Below are 16,695 nucleotides of genomic sequence, written 5' to 3'. Positions count from 1 at the left end.
CTAAACCTAAATACCTGATTGATCTTACTGTATTTCAATCTTTTTCACCTTATCTTCTGCTGCTACAGTTTGCTTTGGTAAAGTAACTTGCAGTATCCCATCGTTTTGAGATGCAGAAATATTCTCTATGTCAATATTTTCGGGAATAGAAAAACTGCGGGTAAATGACGTTTTTTTAAACTCGCGACGGAGCACTCTTTCATTTTCGTCTTTCTCTTCGCTATTGGCTTCATGCGCGGCCGAAATCTTAAGCACATCTTTTTCCACCTCTATCTTGATTTCTTCTTTCTTGAATCCCGGAACAGACAATTCGATATTAAAGGCATTTTCTGTTTCCGATACATTTGTTGCCGGAAGGCTTCCTTCTGCTAAATTCTTGAATACATCGTCGTTTATATAATTAAAGAATGTAGGGAAGAAACTTCCGCTTCTGTCAAATCTTCTAAGTTGATTTCTCATAATTTTATCCTCCTTGAATTTAGTTTTACATTGATATATTTTCATATCTGATAGGTAAATTGCTGATTTTTATACGCTTCACTCCATAAACACAAAAAAGGTGTCCTTTCTTACTTTTGGGACACCTTTTAGCTTGCTTTTCTGTAGATATTCTATTCTTCTTCTTTGAACCAACCGGAATACATCAGGTAGTTTTTTGCTATTTTCTGGTTTATTTCCTTTGCCTGATCCGGGTCTACCTTCTTAACGAATTTAGCCGGTACACCGGCATAGATGCTGCCAGGTTCTACCTGCGTGCCACTAAGCACTACCGAGCCTGCGGCAACGATTGCGCCTTCGCCTATTACGGCATGGTCGAGTACAACGGAGCCCATTCCTATCAATGCGCCGTTTTCTATCTTTGCTCCGTGTATCACCACATTGTGACCTACAGATACATCGTCGCCGATTTCCACTACCGATTTTTGATATAGGGTATGCAATACGCTGCCATCCTGTATGTTTACGCGGTCGCCTATGCGGATGGAATTTACATCGCCCCGCAATACGGCATTGAACCATATGCTGCAATCTTTCCCTATTACCACGTCTCCTATTATGGTGGCATTTTCTGCCATATATGTGTTTTCGCCTATTTGGGGTGTAAAACCTCTAACTTCTTTTATCAGTGCCATTTCAGTTTCTCATTCTTTTGTATAGTGGTCGAGTATTTTCAGCATGTTGTCTTTATCAACTTTTTTTGCTATTATCTTTTTGTTTTTGTCGAGTATATATGTAGATGGCACTCCGCTGGTGTCGTAATACATCCAGTATTCGGATTTATGCCCGGCATCAGCGCAATTTATCCAATCCTCAAGGCCTTTTTCTTCGATGAAGTCTGCCCATTTTTTTTGTTCCATATTAATATTAATGGCCACCATCTTTAGCCCTTTATCCTTATATTTTTTGTAAATCTCTTCGTTTATTATAGGCATTTCGGTGCGGCAGTGTCCGCACCCCGGATCGTAGAAGTATAATATAATATACTGTGCGTCAATATCGTTTGTGTGTATAGAGTCGCCGCCGATGGTTTGTAATCCGAGATTGTGGGCAACCATCCCTATGCGGTTGTGTTTGCCATACTCGTACATCCGTCCCAATTCGGTCATCTGTTCGGTAGTGATCCATTCTACTTTTTTCCCGATTATGTAATCTTCGTACAGTTTCATCCAGACGTTTTCATCACCCATTACCTTGCTCGCAAGCGATTTGTTCATTAGTTTCGATAACATTTCTTTGTAGCAAAAATCATTGCCCTGTGTCTTCGATACCAACCTGCTGGCAGCTACGGGGATGGAGTCGAAATTCGCTTCTACCCAATGTTGCATATAGGTATCTATATAGCTGTTGAAATAATTAGTATTCCAGAAACGAGGGTCGGTTAAGTCTATATTGTCGAAGAAATGGTTCTTGCCATATTGTATGTTCTCTTTATATTCCTCTAGCGTAGTTACTTGCGGATGAAGCAACTTGACGGGCTGCATTCCTTTTATGAAAGCACTGGCCCACGTGCCGGCATTGACTTTTATCAGGTTTTCGGTAAATTGTGCCGACTGCCCTTTTGCCTGTTCTATTTGTTTTTCCAGATTATCTACCTCCATGTCGGTAAGATTCTTCCTGTTCTTCTGTTCTTTGTACAGGGTGTCCATCTTCTGGTTAAGGGCATCCATGCCATGCAGGTATTCCCAAAGAATCTTGGTGTCTTTACTGCCTTTTACTTTGTTTTGCAAAAGGTTGCCTGCCTTGATCTGTAGTTCGATGTCATTTTGCTCTTCTCCTATAAGTATATCTGCCCTGAAATCGGGTTTTATATACAGAAAGTATTGTCCTTCAGTCAGTTTTGTTGGCGAAGCAAAATGTCCTGCGCCATTTTTGTCCAGTAGTATAGAGTCTATGGCATAGGTTGTTTCTTTCCAGTATTGCCCCAGATATAATTTTTTATTTTTTTGTGTAGGGATTTCTACTTTCAGGCTGAATGCGTCTGTTTTGTTTTGAGCCTCCATTTTCGCAAGGAATAGGAGGCTCATTATTATCAGGATATTATATTTCATTTGTCTTTTCTTTTAACCATTCTTTTTCTTCATTGTCCAACAGCGGCGACAAACGGTCGTAAACCAGTTTGTGGTAGTTGTTGAACCATGAAATCTCATTTCCGGTAAGCATTTCCTTTATTATCGGAGCTTTGTCTATCGGGCATAGGGTCAATGTCTTGAATGAATAAAATTCTCCAAATTCAGTGGTTGTTTCATGCTGGGTAAGCACAAGGTTTTCTATGCGTATGCCATATTTATTAGCCCTGTACAGCCCTGGTTCGTTGGATGTTACCATACCTATCTGAAGCGTAGTAGGGTTTTCGTTCATCCGTATATTTTGCGGCCCTTCGTGCACATTGAGGAAATGGCCGATACCGTGACCTGTGCCATGCAGGTAATTCAACCCGTTGTCCCATAGAGCTTTCCGGGCTAGGATATCCAATTGGCTACCTCGTGTACCCTGCGGATAGATGGCTGTAGCTATGCCGATATGGCCTTTGAGCACCATTGTATAGTCCTTTTTCATTTGTTCGGTCAATGGCCCTACGGCTATGGTGCGGGTGATGTCGGTAGTGCCGTCGAAATACTGCGCTCCCGAGTCTACCAACAGAAAACCTTCCGGTTTTACGGGCAATGCGCTTTCCGGCGATACATTATAATGTACAATAGCCCCGTTTGGCCCGTATCCCGATATGGTATCGAAACTTTCGCCCACATAATTTTGCTGCTGGCTTCTGTACTCAACAAGCTTGCCCGGGATGTCAATTTCTGTGATATTGCCTTGTGGCACAGCATTCTCCAGCCACATGAGGAATTTGACGAGGGCAACGCCATCGCGTACCATCGCATTGTCGAATCCTTGTATTTCGGCACTGTTCTTTATGCTTTTCATCAAGTCGGCAGGGGAGGGCATGTCTACTATCCGTATCCCCGTCGGTATGGTGTTGTAAAGCTTGAAAGTAATCTTGCTGCCATCGAGGCAGGTCGGAGCTTGTATCTTTGCTGCATAATCGAATATTTTTTCATATTCGGCAACTATTACTCCTTCTGCTTTCAGGTAGTCTGCTACCTCTTTGGTTATCTTTTCGGGTTTTATAAATAATATCGTTTCTTTCCTCGATATGTATGCGTATGCTACGGCTACCGGATTGCATTTTACATCGTTTCCGCGTATGTTGAATGTCCATGCGATAGTATCCAGCGAAGCTATCAGCAGGGAGTCGGCGCCTTGCTCCTCTACGGCATCGCAGATGCGCGCGATTTTGCTTTTGGCCGATTCGCCGGTATATTTTTCCGGTAGTGCGAATATTGGGTTCTTCGGGATTTCCGGCCTGTCGTGCCATATAGAAGCAAAAGGATCGTAATCGGTTATTACATGCAGGTTTTTCGCATTCAGCTTGTGTATAAGGTTAAATGCGTCTTTCGAAGCATACACATTGCCATCTATACCTACATTCTCACCTTTCCCGAGTTCGGATATAAGCCATTCTTCGATGGATGGTGTTGCAGGCAGCCCTTCTTTGAACAGTTCTATTCCTGAGCCTTCCAGCTGTTGTGCTGCTTGCAGGAAGTAACGCGAGTCTGTCCACAGCCCTGCTTTTTCGCGGGTGATAACTACAGTTCCGGCCGAACCTGTAAACCCGCTTATCCATTGCCTTGCAGCCCAGTGCGATGCCGGGTATTCGCTCAGGTGAGGGTCGGTACTGGGTACTATGAATGCGTGTAATTCTTTTTCTTCCAGAAACTTGCGGAAGTGATTGATCCTTTTGTTTATAATATTACTCATTTCTTTATTATGTTTTTTAAAGAGAAATGGCAATGCTGCATTGTCTGTTAATTAATCGAGAATGGAACAGCTGCCGTTGTATTTAGCACCCGATTCTATTTCTATCGTACGGGTTTTTATCTCTCCGTTTATGTTTGCTCCTCTTCTTAGTACAACATTTCCCGAACACGAAATGTTGCCTTTCTGGTTTCCCAGTATTTCGATGTTCGAGCAATTGATATTTCCTGTTACAAGTCCGTTGGCTCCGATCACCAACTTTCCTTTGCAATTTATTTCGCCTTCTATTGTGCCGTCTATACGGATATCGTTTTCTGCAATTATATTACCTTTTACCTGTGTGCCTAATGCAAGTGTGCTGTAAGAGTTTGTTAGTGTAGACATAGTTTGTTTTGTTTTTGTAATGTTTTATATCAGTTGAATATTTGTCTTTTTTCGATACGAATTGATAATATGAACTAGCCTATTTTATTATCGGAGAGCAAACTTAGCGAAAAATAAGGAAAAATTAAACAGTTGTAAATTTAAAATAACCAATCTTTATGGTTTTTATTATCTGACGCCAATCAGTAGTTAAATTATACGCTCTTTTCTATAATATTCATTTTGGCATTGTTCCTGACAGTTACTAAGGGGGTAAAAGGACAATAGGGCATAGAAAATTCTTTAGTATAGTTCTTAGCAACTTTTTTATGCTCTTTTTAGCGTATTTTCCACATTTTACTCTCGGTTTAGCCCGCTAAACCAGCGAGCAAAACACAAAAAATCCATCTAAAAACAGCTATAAAAAAGATTTGCTATAAAATTTAAACAGACTCTAAATATTTATCTTTGTCCTTTCAAAAAAAAGAAACCGATTTGATTATGGAAAGTTATATCCTTTTAGAGAACCTCAAAATATTTGCCCGTCATGGTGTTTTGCCGCAGGAAACGCTTGTGGGAAACGAATATATCGTAAACCTGAAATTGGCGGTCGACCTGTCGAAGTCGTGCCAAACGGATAATCTCGACGATACTATTAGCTACGCTGAAGTGTATGAAATAGTGAAAAAAGAGATGGAAATACCATCAAAACTTTTGGAACATGCAGCGTATCGCATTATTTGTAGTCTAAAGAATAGGTATGTTGAGATTAGCAAGGTGGAAATAAAACTATCGAAGCGCAACCCTCCCATGGGTGCCCAGATGGATTATGCCAGCATTGTATTGATTAAGTAAACAGACTATAACTAAATGAAGGTAAAAAAGATAACGGAACTGAACCGGATTTCTGTAGATGAATTTAAGGCGAAGGAAAAACTCCCTTTGGCTATAATTCTCGATAATGTGAGAAGCCTGAATAATATAGGCTCGGTTTTCCGGTCGTCAGATGCCTTCCTTGTCGAGCATATATATTTGTGTGGCATCACAGCTACGCCGCCCAACCCCGAAATACATAAGACTGCCCTGGGGGCAGAAGATTCCGTAGGTTGGTCGTACGTGGAAGATACGAAAAGCCTTGTAGGCCAGCTGAAGCAAAACGGCTATACCGTTTGCGCACTCGAGCAGGCACAAGGTAGCATTATGCTCGATAAACTGGCTCCCGATAAAAGCAAGAAATATGCAGTGATACTGGGAAACGAGGTGAAAGGAGTGCAGCAAGACGTAGTGGATATGTGCGACTGCTGTATCGAAATACCTCAGTTCGGAACAAAGCATTCGTTGAATGTCTCGGTTGCCGGAGGTATCGTTATCTGGGATTTTTTTTGCAAATTAACATAATACCTGCTGGATTTTTGTTAGTTTTGCACAATATAACTTAATATAGTAAGCTATGATTACAGAGTCGGATTTGCTTCTGCTTGAAAAAAAAGGAATTACACCGGAAGAACTTCAACAGCAATTAGATTGTTTCGAGAAGGGTTTTCCATATTTGGATATTCTTGCGCCGGCTTCTCTCGAAAGGGGTATATTGAAGATAACCCCCGAAGATGAGCTGAAATATATAGGTGAATGGGATGCATATAAAGATTCGGACAGGCGGATAGTAAAGTTCGTTCCCGCTTCGGGTGCAGCCAGCAGGATGTTTAAAGACTTGTTCGAATTTCTAGAAGCCCCCTACACAGAGCCGGCTTCGGATTTCGAAAAGAAGTTTTTTGAAGGCTTAGCTAAATTTGCTTTTTACGAAGACCTCGATGAAGCCTGCACAAAGAACGAAGGGAAAGGAATAGCATCGCTGTTGTCGGAGGGCAACTGCAAAGCCGTTGTTAAGAACCTTTTAGATAAAGATGGGCTTAATTACGGAAGCCTCCCGAAAGGATTGCTGAAATTTCATAAATATACAGGGTATTCGCTTACTCCCCTCGAAGAACATCTGAAAGAAGGCGTGTTCTATGCAAAGAATGAGAAAGGGGATGTAAATATACATTTTACAGTATCGCCTGAGCATAAAGCCCTGTTCGAAACACTGGTTGCCGACAACAAGGAGAAGATGGAAGATAGGTTTTCCGTAAAACTCGATGTTGCTTTCAGCGAACAAAAACCAAGCACCGACACCGTTGCAGCCGATGCCGCCAACCAGCCTTTCCGCGAAGATGGCAAAATGGTGTTCCGTCCCGGAGGACATGGCGCATTGATCGAAAACCTGAACGACCTGGATGCAGACATTATATTCATCAAGAATATAGACAATGTTGTTCCCGACAAATATAAAGAGACTGAAACCAAGTATAAAAAAATATTGGCAGGAGTGCTTATCAGCACCCAGGAGAAGATATTCAAATATCTGAACCTGATAGATTGCGGTAAATATACACACGACGAACTACTCGAGATACTCTATTTCCTCCAAAACGAACTTAACATAAAGAACCCGAATACAAAGCTGCTCGAAGATGCAGAGCTCGTCCTTTACCTTAAGCGTAAACTCGACCGCCCTTGCCGTGTATGCGGTATGGTGCGCAATATCGGAGAGCCAGGAGGAGGCCCTTTCCTGACGATGAATCCGGACGGGACAATATCTCCACAGATACTCGAAAGTTCGCAGATAGATATGAGCAACCCCGAGAAAAAAGAAATGTTTCAGAAAGGGACTCACTTCAATCCTGTCGATATCGTTTGCAGTGTAAAAGACTACCGGGGTTACCATTTCAACCTCAAAGACTATGTAGATTATAATGCCGGCTTCATATCCATAAAATCGAAAAATGGAAAAGAACTGAAAGCTTTAGAGTTGCCGGGATTGTGGAATGGCGCAATGTCGGATTGGAATACAATATTTGTAGAAGTGCCTATAAGCACGTTCAATCCGGTGAAAACTGTAAACGACCTGCTTCGCGAGCAGCACTTGCAGTAAATGATGAGATAAGGGAGGCTGTTAATTTCAAATTTGAGATGTATTAAAATATATTTCAAATTTGGTAGCTACTGAAAAAAGAAATATCTTTGTGGCACATTTTTTATTGAATTTTAAATAACATGGGTTTGTTGAGGAATTTAAAGTACAATAGAATAATATTATTCTTATAACAAAACTTTTACAAAAACTACCATAATGAGACTTTGTTTAATTTCTGCTATATTCCTTCTGATTCCGATGCTGCTTTGGGGGCAGGTGGAGAAAAAGGGAGAACCGCGCTCGGGAGTAGTGTTCTACTCGCAGGCACCTATGTATGTCGCATATAAATCCGGTGAAACAAATAAAGGTAATGCATCTTCTACAGCTATGTATGTAGAAGGTTCTATGCGTTATGTTGACAATTCTCGTATCGACCAAAAAGGACGTACGGTTTTGACCGGTGACTTTGTTATCTCTAAATCTAAGGCCGAGGATGCTGCTTATAAGAACCTATTTATAAATGTAGGTGCCGAAGGTGATATTGCAGAAGGAGTTGTCGCTTTTATTGGCGGTGGCGAAACTGTTAAGGTAAACTCTGTTGATACAGAGCGGGGAACTCGCCAATGGATATATTACACTCCTCTTACCGCAGCGGCAGCAGATAAGTTTGATGCAAAATCAAATCCGATAAAGTTTCCGACATTGGAGGTGAATAAAAATTACGGTTTGAAATATAATACTGAGCTTTGGGATCGGGCGAATGTAGTGACTGTAGATACATCTGCCGCCGTGGAAATGAATTACCTGAAGATTAATACAGACCTTACATCGGATGGTTCAAGTGCAGGAAAGAGAAATCGCCTGGAAGTGATGACTAAGTCGACTGGTAACAGAACGGTAAGTGGATATCTGAAAATTAATAATACAGTACAGGGCGTAGAAGGCGGTTCGGTAAATGACGCGGTATATAGCCAGGTGAATTTTGCAGTATTCGATAATGATAGTGAAAATATAATTGTTGATAGTCCGAGAAAGGTGCGTCTGGTAGGTTTCTCTCCTCCATTCGAAGAACTGCCTGCCGACTATATGTTTTATCAACTTTTGCTTCCGGGTGTAAATCTGTTTTTGCCGGATGGAAAGATGGATGTAGATAACGACCCGCGTACAAAACTGCAGAAAGGTCTTGGCTACTTTATTGCATCAGAGGTTGTTACGGATGGGGATCAAGATGCGACTGCTGGGGATTCTATAAATATTACACCACGTTATAGCTTTTATAATAGTGGCAATATTGAGAAAAAGAATAGATTCAAGGGGAATTATTTATTTAACCGGATGGTATTCCACGATAATCTGTCATATCCATATTATGCTGCTAATAATTATAACGCTCAGGATGTAATCGCTCGAAGTGTTGGAGTAAAAGCTGGTTTTAGCCGGCATACATATAAAACATTTGCAGATAACGCTGTTGTATTCGATGCAGGTTTGGTAACAGGATATAAAAACAACGGTAGTGGAATAGCTGATCTGTCAGATCGTTTGTTTGGAGGACTAACAAAATCCGGTTGGGATGCAGAAAAAAAAGAACGTTCGAAATTTAAAATGTCTACCGCCGAAAAGTTTAATATACAGCCGGTTGATATTACGATAAATGATGGATTCAATTTCTTGGGCAATCCATTTATGTTTCCTATTTCCTTAAATCCACTGCTTGGGTTCGAGCCGGGAACAGAAAATAATATAGCTTCATATGCTACTTCTTCTGACGGAGCGACTCCATATGATGTCAGCGAATATTTTGGAACGGGTTTTTATGCTGTGAGGCCAACTGGCGCGCCGCCTGCAGATAAAACCTGCCTAGCAGCGAAGTATTGGGTTATCAATAATGCTACGGTAGAGTATTTAGGGCAGGATCCTAATATTGCCGGTAGGGCTAAATTTAAGTATGAAATTTCTTACGACTATGTAACAAGAGGTGCTGGGGCGACAGTTATTTCTTCTGCAAATATTGCAAATCCGGCAACTTATGTGATTTCTCCTATGCAGATGTTTGGTATAGAAGTGTCTATAAAAGGAGCAACATCGACAACTATGACTTTGGATCCTAGTAAGTTGGTTGTTTGGAATCAGAGTGCATTACCAAAGAGTAGTACAACAGAAGTATCTGATATGTTGAGAGACTGGTTTGTGGTAGAAGCATACGACCACGAAACTAAGGTAGGCGACCGTGCAGCAGTTGTCTTCAAAAGTGATGCCCGTTCAGACGCTAATGACCCTTATTACGATACAGGAAAAGGTGTAACACGTACTATAGCCGACTTTGAAAGAAAAATAACAGATACTAAGAGTTTTACGAAGTTGAGTGATGTTGAAGAAACACTTCCGGAAGGTTTGATATATACAAAATCGACTGACAACGTATCTTTGTTAGGTAATGGTGTTCCGTTGAAAACAAAAGAGATCCCATTGTTCTATGATGCTCCTTCTACAACGAAAGAAATTACATTAAATTTCTATGGGGTAGAAAATATGGAGTCTATCGATGGAATCTGGCTTACAGACAGGAAGTTGAATAAAACAATGCAGATCTATCCGGGAGATAACTATCCGTTTGTTTCGGAGCCGACAGATAATGAGTCGGTAGTGGGAGGCAATCGTTTCATCCTTCAGTTTTACGAACCGGATATTATTGACGATAATGATGATGGTGACGGTGCCATGGAATCAATCTATTCTTATTACGCAAATTCGACTTTACATATTAAAGGCTTAAACGAAATAGATTTAGGTAGTAATGTGTATATATATGATATGCAAGGCCGTCTGATGGGACGTACCAAAATTGACATTGTAAATAGTGGAGAGAAAACATATGCAAAACCCCTAGGTTTAGGAACATATATTGTGAAAATCGTAGGTGCTCGCAACTATACTGCAAAATTTACAAATTTGAACCGATAATATAAACAAAACTGCGCCTAAGAAATATAGTATAATGAAAGCTAATAAAAAGATATTATTTTTATTCTTAATATTGGGTCTGTTTGCCCTCCCTTTTGTTTCGGCTGAAGCGGAAGAGACAAGCCCGCCGTCTACAGAAGTCGGATCGTCGCAATTACCTTCAGTAAAATATTTGCAGGAGGCAAAGCGATCTATGGCTACTACGACTACCACTTCATCTTCGGCATCGTCTGCTCGTGCGATTGCGCCGCACTCGATATCTACATGGGCAGGACCTCCTGGTGGGGGGACTGGTGGCGGAACAGAAGTCGGTGGTGGTGAAGGAGATCCAACACCTCCAGAACCAGGCCCTATAGGAGATGTTTCTATTCCTATTCTCTTTTCCATATTGTTGTTGTATCTGTTTTATAGGAGGACAACAACTTCTCGAAACCGTAGCTTGTAATAAAAATACGCAAATTATAAAAAGAGGCTATCCTAGGAATGGGATAAGTCTCTTTTCTGTGCTTTTATCCGGAGATTCTCGTATTTAAATCATAGGGGCAATGATTATATCTCTAATTTATATTTAGCCGACAACAACCTTAAGAACGAAGAGATTTGCGAAATGGCAGCCTGTGTTTCGCCAGAAATTTCTTTATTTTGCAACTTCATCAACAAATATCCATAAAGGGCAGAGAAACAGGTTTCTATCTCCGGCACATCTTTTTCCGGCGATTTTGACCTGAGTTCGACAATGAACGGGAGAGTCTTGTAATAAGTTTGGCTATACTCTGTTTCGTTTGCCGAGCGAAGTAAATTCTGATGAAGATCGGTGAGTGTAATTATAACATTCTTATTTATTTGCAAATGCCCTTTCTCTTGGATGTTCTCACGCATCATCATGTCTATCAGATGCATATACCATTCCCTGATTTCTTTTATAGTTTCTTCTGGTTGTACGAATTTCGATATTAGGTTTTTATCTATAGCGTCTATATCGAATTTGTAGGCACGTATCATATCTTCTATCTGCCACATATAGAGCAGGTATTCGCCGATGTTTTCTTCTTTTAATTGTTGAGCAATAAGCATATTCATAAAATTAATTCTATACAAAAATAGCTAATATCCCTATTATTGTTGGGAGAATAGTATCTTAAAATACGATTGATTGTTAAAATAATAAGTAATAATTAGTTTAAGGTGTGAACAAAACCGGAGCCAGCCTTGTTTAAGTATCAAAGACAGGCACGAATTTACTTTTTTCATAGTGTGTTAGATAGATTGTTTAGTTGATTTTTTGTACCTGTTTTTTATCATAGTATATGTTAGTTTTATATTAGTGTTAAGGTCCGGGAAGAGATGGTTGTGAAACCGTCTCTTCTTTTTTTTAAGCCGTCTCTTTTTTAGCTTTTGGTCAAAATTTGCATAACTATTCCCCATTGTTTGTATATTAGCACTATGTTTGACATAAAAATAATAAACACAGGCTTTATTATGGCCGATGGCGGGGCGATGTTCGGAGCTATACCCAAAAGGGCATGGCAAAGGAAGTATGGTGCTGACGAGGATAATCTATGCCGGTTGGCCTTGCGTTGCCTTTTGCTTATTTCCGATAGCAGGAAAATATTGGTAGATACCGGGATAGATCCCAATCGTTTACATGAAATCCCTTATTACCAACCCCATAATAATATAAATCTGTCTGACGAATTGGCTGCATATGGGCTAAAGAATGAGGATATAACCGATGTCATACTTAGCCATCTGCACTTCGACCATTGCGGCTATGTATGCCATAAGGAAGCCGATGGCAGGATATCTCCTTCATTTCCTAATGCTAGGTATTGGTTGAGCCGGAAACAATGGGATAATTGTTTGAACCCAAACCGGTTGGAAGCCGCTTCTGTTTTTAAGGAAGACATACAGTTTCTTTCCGACAATAACAAGCTTGCTCTTATCGACGAAGATGTCCTGCTGGACAAGAATATTCATCTAAGGCTGTTCGACGGGCATAGCCAGGGGCAAATAGTGGTATATGCAAATATGAACGGCGAGGTATATACTTTCCCCGGCGACTTAATACCAACTGCTGCCCATGTTGCCCTGGAGTGGATTTCAGCCTATGATATTTGTGCTTTATCCTCTTTGAACGAGAAACTTAGGTTTTTGTCGGAAGCTGCTGATAACGGATATACTCTTATTTATTGCCACGATGTAAGAAAAGAGAAAGGCAAAGTGAAAAGATTAAATGGCAACTTTATTTCTGTTTAGGATCAAATTGTGTATTTTTACTTCTCTTAATAATCAAAATAAAAGGATTGAATGAAAACACTGGGAAATATTATATGGGTTATATTCGGAGGTTTTATGATTGCGCTAGAATATTTTATCGCAGGCTTTCTCTTGTTGATAACTATTATAGGCATACCTTTTGCAATTCAGGCATTTAAGCTGGGCGTACTTGCCCTGTGGCCTTTTGGTAGTAAAGTTGTTGAAAGTGAGACGTCATCGGGATGTCTTAGTCTGGTAATGAATATAATATGGATTGTTATAGGAGGATTTTGGATAGCTCTCACTCATCTATTCTGGGGTGTACTCTTTTGTATAACAATAGTGGGTATTCCATTTGGTAAGCAACATTTCAAGCTGATTCATCTGGCTTTAGTACCTTTCGGGAAGAAGATTGAAAATGTCTTTGGTTGATATATTACAATGATTTAACACAAACTATACTTTTACGGAATGAAAAACTGGAAATTTTACATTTTGTCTTTCTTTGCCTTGTCCCTTGCATGTAAGATAACCGGGCAAAGCAGGATGAACAACAATCCGCAGTTGCAAATAACAGCACAATCGGAGAAATTGCGCAGTGCTACAGGATGGAAACAGGATATAACAGGTAATTGGATATCCAATGCAAATGTGATTTCGGATAGTCAGGTGAATGACGCTAACAGAGGCCGTATTCCTCAGAATTTCAATTGGCTACAGTTCGTATCGCTAAAGCATAACAACCGGATTATATACGCTGTGTTGTATGAGAATGCGATGAATGTATCTGAAACAAAGAACGAGCGGCGCGTACATTTCTTCTTTATCACCGAAAAAGATTATGCCGGGCTTGTAGCCTCAGTAAAGAAAAAAAATGCCGAGACAAAGGCGATATCGTCAACCTATTACGGATATATATCAGATAACGACGGTGACTTTACTCCCCAGAAGCTATTTAAGCAAATGGTACAAATATTGTCTGCAAGCAACCAGCAGCAATATAGCTTTGCCGTCAATGCCCAACATGTAGACAACGAAGATGTAGTCCGCTTCCGTTTGCCGGAACAATTCTCGGAGACGAAAGGGAATCTTCTGGATAATTATTTCGAAGTGAAATATATTGATTTCGATAAAATATTGTTACCAGCCCCATCGGTTGCAGAAGAGAAAGGAGAGTTTGATCTTGGTGCGGTAGCTCCTGTAGCCACTGTTGCTCAGGTTGGCAATACAGTTTTGCCACAACAAGGCTCCCGAGAGGATGATATTGCCGACCGGTCGGCTAACGTAACAGAACCGGATGATACAACTACTCCTATCAGTGTTTCGCAAGCAGATGCCGGGCAGGCATTGTCCGATACTATTGTAGAGGAGGAGCTTGTTTTGGACAGGAAGAACAGGGAAAGAGCCCGCCTGTCTGCTCCTATTGCTGCCTTGGGAGGGATTCAGGGTTGGTATCATACCCCCGACGGAGATTGGGTGAACGATAAGAGCCACCTGTACGATTTCGAAACAGTAGGACGCTACGAAATGCGCAACCTTACTTATAAGGAGAATAATTATGTATTGATAGTAAGGCATGAGAAGTATGCCGGAGAGGTGTATTATCTGGTGTCAAAAGACGATTACCTGCAAGCTGTAAACAATTTGGAGTCGTCTTCTATGCTGGAATTGCCTGTTATAGCTTATGCCGGTATAGGCAACAGGCTCGAAGATGTAGTTGAGATATGCGAGAAAGCTATTGATGCACCGCAGAAAGAAGATGCTATTATCTTTAACGACAAATATCTGGTAGTGCAGTACCGCCTGTCGGCAGCTAAGAATATTTCCCGTTTCTTTATCTTCCTGAGGGAATGTTCGCGTTATGGGTCGGCCGATGCGCCCGAAAATTGTTTGAACAAGGTTTCGATGAATGTAAAATATGCTGATGAGCATTTATTGATGACCGATCAGCTATTTTCGAAGATGTATTACGAATCGTCTTACAACAACTTTATAGGTTTCTTCAGGAGGCCATTGAAATGAAAAGTTGATAATAGCAAGAGAAAAGACCCGGATGCCATTCCGGGTTTTTATTTTGCCTTAAAGCCATCCTGCAAACTTTCTCCCCGGGCTTCTATTTCGTCTAGTCCGAGATATTTCATCGATATCGGAGTCTTTTCTACCGTGCAGGGAAACGGCTCGTCGAAGCATACAAACCTGCCGTACGGCAGTTCCGGCGATTCGCTGATGTATATGGTCAGTCTGCCCAATTGATAAGGATAAAAGGCATCTACATAAGTGTGCTGCGACTTCAATAGCTCTTTATACGGGTACTGTCTGATCAGTGTATTCCACATAGGGCGGGCATCTTGCCGGTCGTTGCTGAGCGAAAACATTTGCGTAAAGCGCAGCGTACGTGTTACAGGCCAGTAAAGCATTATCAGCGAAAAAACGGTAAGGACCAAAATACCTGTTTTCGGGCATCGTTTTTCTTCTTTCAGTGATAAAAGCAGGAAGATGTCGTAGAAGATGACGACAAACAGGATGCCGCCCATAAAACGCGGGTCGGGTCCTCCGGTATACCACAAGCCGAGCAATGCCAGCAATGTGAGGTAAATGAAAAAAATATTCCTGCTCAAATACCTCTTTTTCACAAAAGCATATATCGTAAGAAATGGAGATATAGCTATCCCTCCTATATACAGGAAGCACAACAGCCACTCTTTCAGCCCCGACAGGCAGAATTGCCAGTTTATAAGCCATTCCAGCATATCGTTGAAAGAGCGTACGCCACACCAGTATATAAAGTCGCGTTCGGCAATCAACACATCCTCCGGTACTTTCCAGTCTACAGAGAAAAGGTCGATTTGATGGAGCGGAAATATCAGATATCCTGTTATTATTACATTCCGTATCAACCACAATGCAATGACTATAATCGACGACGGTAGTATGAAAGAAAGCTGCTTGTAATCTTTACCTTTCAGTAAAAGGTATAAAGGGTATAAAGACAACAGGCACAATGGCAACATCGACAACTTGAAAGTTACCATTGCCACCGGTACAAAAATCAGAAAAAGTATATCTTTTTTCAATCTTTCGGGATACAACAAAAGCTTTGCTATCAGGTAAAAAGCAACTACATTGGGTATTGCATCGGTCGATGTAGCTGTAAATGTATAGCCGAAAGTGAATATATAGGCTGTCATTATCAGTAAGAGGGCAACACGCCTTATCTCATATCCCGATTGTATTATTTCCTTTATTATCCAGCACAAGACATAAACCAACACCAGCACATGCAGGCTATACACAGCCTCACTGAAAAGGAATCTGAAACTGAAAAGGGCAGATAGTAACAGGTAATTGGAGTTGAAGCCATAACGGTGTTCCAGATTAGCCAGCCCCGGTACTGCGGAATATTCTTCATTCCACCGTATGTTTTGCTGATGGTAATATAGCGAGTCGAATACTCCCACCTGCCACACAATGACCAGTATCAGGCTTACGATTGGTATCAGGAAAACAAGCCATTGCAATATACCGTAGTGTTCCTTTTTCTCTCTTATGCTGTCCCATAACAGCCGCAGGCGATTTCGCTTCACGATGCCATATAGCAGGCCGAAAAGAACGAATGCCAACAGTGTATATTCATTGGTAGGCAACCACAACGACAATAATGAAACAGGTATAAGCGCAACACACATTCCCACTACGAAAATGTCCGTCAGTCCGTATTCCTCGTGTCTTTTGCAAAGTTTGTTATAGAGTGAAATGAACAAGTCTCCCACCGAAAGGAATACTATAGAAATAATTATCCACGATAATATTACAGCAAGCATTTATCTCCGAATTATCCTGCAAAG

Annotated in this window: 15 protein-coding genes; 8 read left to right on the top strand and 7 right to left on the bottom strand. The window is 40.9% G+C overall.

The features are described 5' to 3' along the window. Window positions 1-24 precede the first annotated feature (24 nt). The 5 genes from D0T57_RS01385 to D0T57_RS01365 form a co-directional block, all read right to left on the bottom strand. On the bottom strand, window positions 25-459 hold the full coding sequence (locus D0T57_RS01385; RefSeq protein WP_163270110.1) for an Hsp20/alpha crystallin family protein: 435 nt from the start codon (window positions 457-459) through the stop codon (window positions 25-27). A 152-nt stretch (window positions 460-611) separates the two neighbouring features. Continuing rightward, window positions 612-1,133 carry a gamma carbonic anhydrase family protein gene (locus D0T57_RS01380; RefSeq protein WP_163270108.1) on the bottom strand — a complete coding sequence of 174 codons (522 nt, stop codon included), beginning with the start codon at window positions 1,131-1,133 and terminating at the stop codon, window positions 612-614. A 9-nt stretch (window positions 1,134-1,142) separates the two neighbouring features. After that, window positions 1,143-2,549 (bottom strand): peroxiredoxin, encoded by a 1,407-nt coding sequence (locus tag D0T57_RS01375; RefSeq protein ID WP_163270106.1) that lies wholly within the window; start codon window positions 2,547-2,549, stop codon window positions 1,143-1,145. Continuing rightward, window positions 2,539-4,317, bottom strand: a complete 1,779-nt coding sequence (locus D0T57_RS01370) for an aminopeptidase P family protein (RefSeq protein WP_163270104.1) — start codon at window positions 4,315-4,317, stop codon at window positions 2,539-2,541. Before D0T57_RS01370 ends, D0T57_RS01375 begins: the two co-directional genes overlap by 11 nt. Before the next feature lie 51 nt (window positions 4,318-4,368). After that, the gene (locus D0T57_RS01365; RefSeq protein ID WP_163270102.1) at window positions 4,369-4,698 is read right to left on the bottom strand and encodes a polymer-forming cytoskeletal protein; all 330 of its coding nucleotides are present in this window, start codon (window positions 4,696-4,698) and stop codon (window positions 4,369-4,371) included. Between the two features lie 480 nt (window positions 4,699-5,178). Here D0T57_RS01365 and folB point away from each other — a divergent pair, with 480 nt between their 5' ends. From folB to D0T57_RS01340, 5 genes are all read left to right on the top strand, one after another. Beyond that, window positions 5,179-5,532: a dihydroneopterin aldolase gene (folB, locus tag D0T57_RS01360; protein WP_163270100.1), complete on the top strand. Its 354-nt coding sequence runs from the start codon at window positions 5,179-5,181 to the stop codon at window positions 5,530-5,532. 15 nt (window positions 5,533-5,547) lie between these two features. Next, complete coding sequence (locus D0T57_RS01355) at window positions 5,548-6,075, top strand: RNA methyltransferase (protein WP_163270098.1); 528 nt, start codon at window positions 5,548-5,550, stop codon at window positions 6,073-6,075. 52 nt (window positions 6,076-6,127) lie between these two features. Continuing rightward, window positions 6,128-7,648, top strand: coding sequence for a DUF4301 family protein (locus D0T57_RS01350; RefSeq protein WP_163270096.1), 1,521 nt, complete (start codon window positions 6,128-6,130; stop codon window positions 7,646-7,648). 198 nt (window positions 7,649-7,846) lie between these two features. After that, complete coding sequence (locus D0T57_RS01345; RefSeq protein ID WP_163270094.1) at window positions 7,847-10,594, top strand: hypothetical protein; 2,748 nt, start codon at window positions 7,847-7,849, stop codon at window positions 10,592-10,594. Between the two features lie 193 nt (window positions 10,595-10,787). Then, entirely contained in the window at window positions 10,788-11,039 is a 252-nt protein-coding gene (locus tag D0T57_RS01340; RefSeq protein ID WP_163270092.1) for a hypothetical protein, read from the top strand. Window positions 11,040-11,143: 104 nt separating this feature from the next. Here D0T57_RS01340 and D0T57_RS01335 read toward each other — a convergent pair whose 3' ends face one another. After that, window positions 11,144-11,668: a DUF4924 family protein gene (locus D0T57_RS01335; protein ID WP_163270279.1), complete on the bottom strand. Its 525-nt coding sequence runs from the start codon at window positions 11,666-11,668 to the stop codon at window positions 11,144-11,146. A gap of 369 nt (window positions 11,669-12,037) precedes the next feature. Between D0T57_RS01335 and D0T57_RS01330 the strand changes: the two genes are divergently transcribed. The 3 genes from D0T57_RS01330 to D0T57_RS01320 are packed head-to-tail and all read left to right on the top strand — an operon-like array spanning window position 12,038 to window position 14,872. After that, window positions 12,038-12,850 carry an MBL fold metallo-hydrolase gene (locus tag D0T57_RS01330; protein WP_163270090.1) on the top strand — a complete coding sequence of 271 codons (813 nt, stop codon included), beginning with the start codon at window positions 12,038-12,040 and terminating at the stop codon, window positions 12,848-12,850. Between the two features lie 51 nt (window positions 12,851-12,901). Next, on the top strand, window positions 12,902-13,282 hold the full coding sequence (locus D0T57_RS01325) for a YccF domain-containing protein (protein WP_163270088.1): 381 nt from the start codon (window positions 12,902-12,904) through the stop codon (window positions 13,280-13,282). 39 nt (window positions 13,283-13,321) lie between these two features. Then, the gene (locus D0T57_RS01320; RefSeq protein WP_163270086.1) at window positions 13,322-14,872 is read left to right on the top strand and encodes a hypothetical protein; all 1,551 of its coding nucleotides are present in this window, start codon (window positions 13,322-13,324) and stop codon (window positions 14,870-14,872) included. 47 nt (window positions 14,873-14,919) lie between these two features. Here D0T57_RS01320 and D0T57_RS01315 read toward each other — a convergent pair whose 3' ends face one another. Then, the gene (locus D0T57_RS01315; protein ID WP_163270084.1) at window positions 14,920-16,671 is read right to left on the bottom strand and encodes a hypothetical protein; all 1,752 of its coding nucleotides are present in this window, start codon (window positions 16,669-16,671) and stop codon (window positions 14,920-14,922) included. Between the last annotated feature and the right edge of the window lie 24 nt (window positions 16,672-16,695).

Origin of the sequence: Dysgonomonas sp. 511 (assembly GCF_010501105.1) — a bacterium.
Taxonomy (GTDB): Bacteria; Bacteroidota; Bacteroidia; order Bacteroidales; family Dysgonomonadaceae; genus Dysgonomonas.
This window is presented reverse-complemented; position numbering and strand designations above follow the sequence as displayed.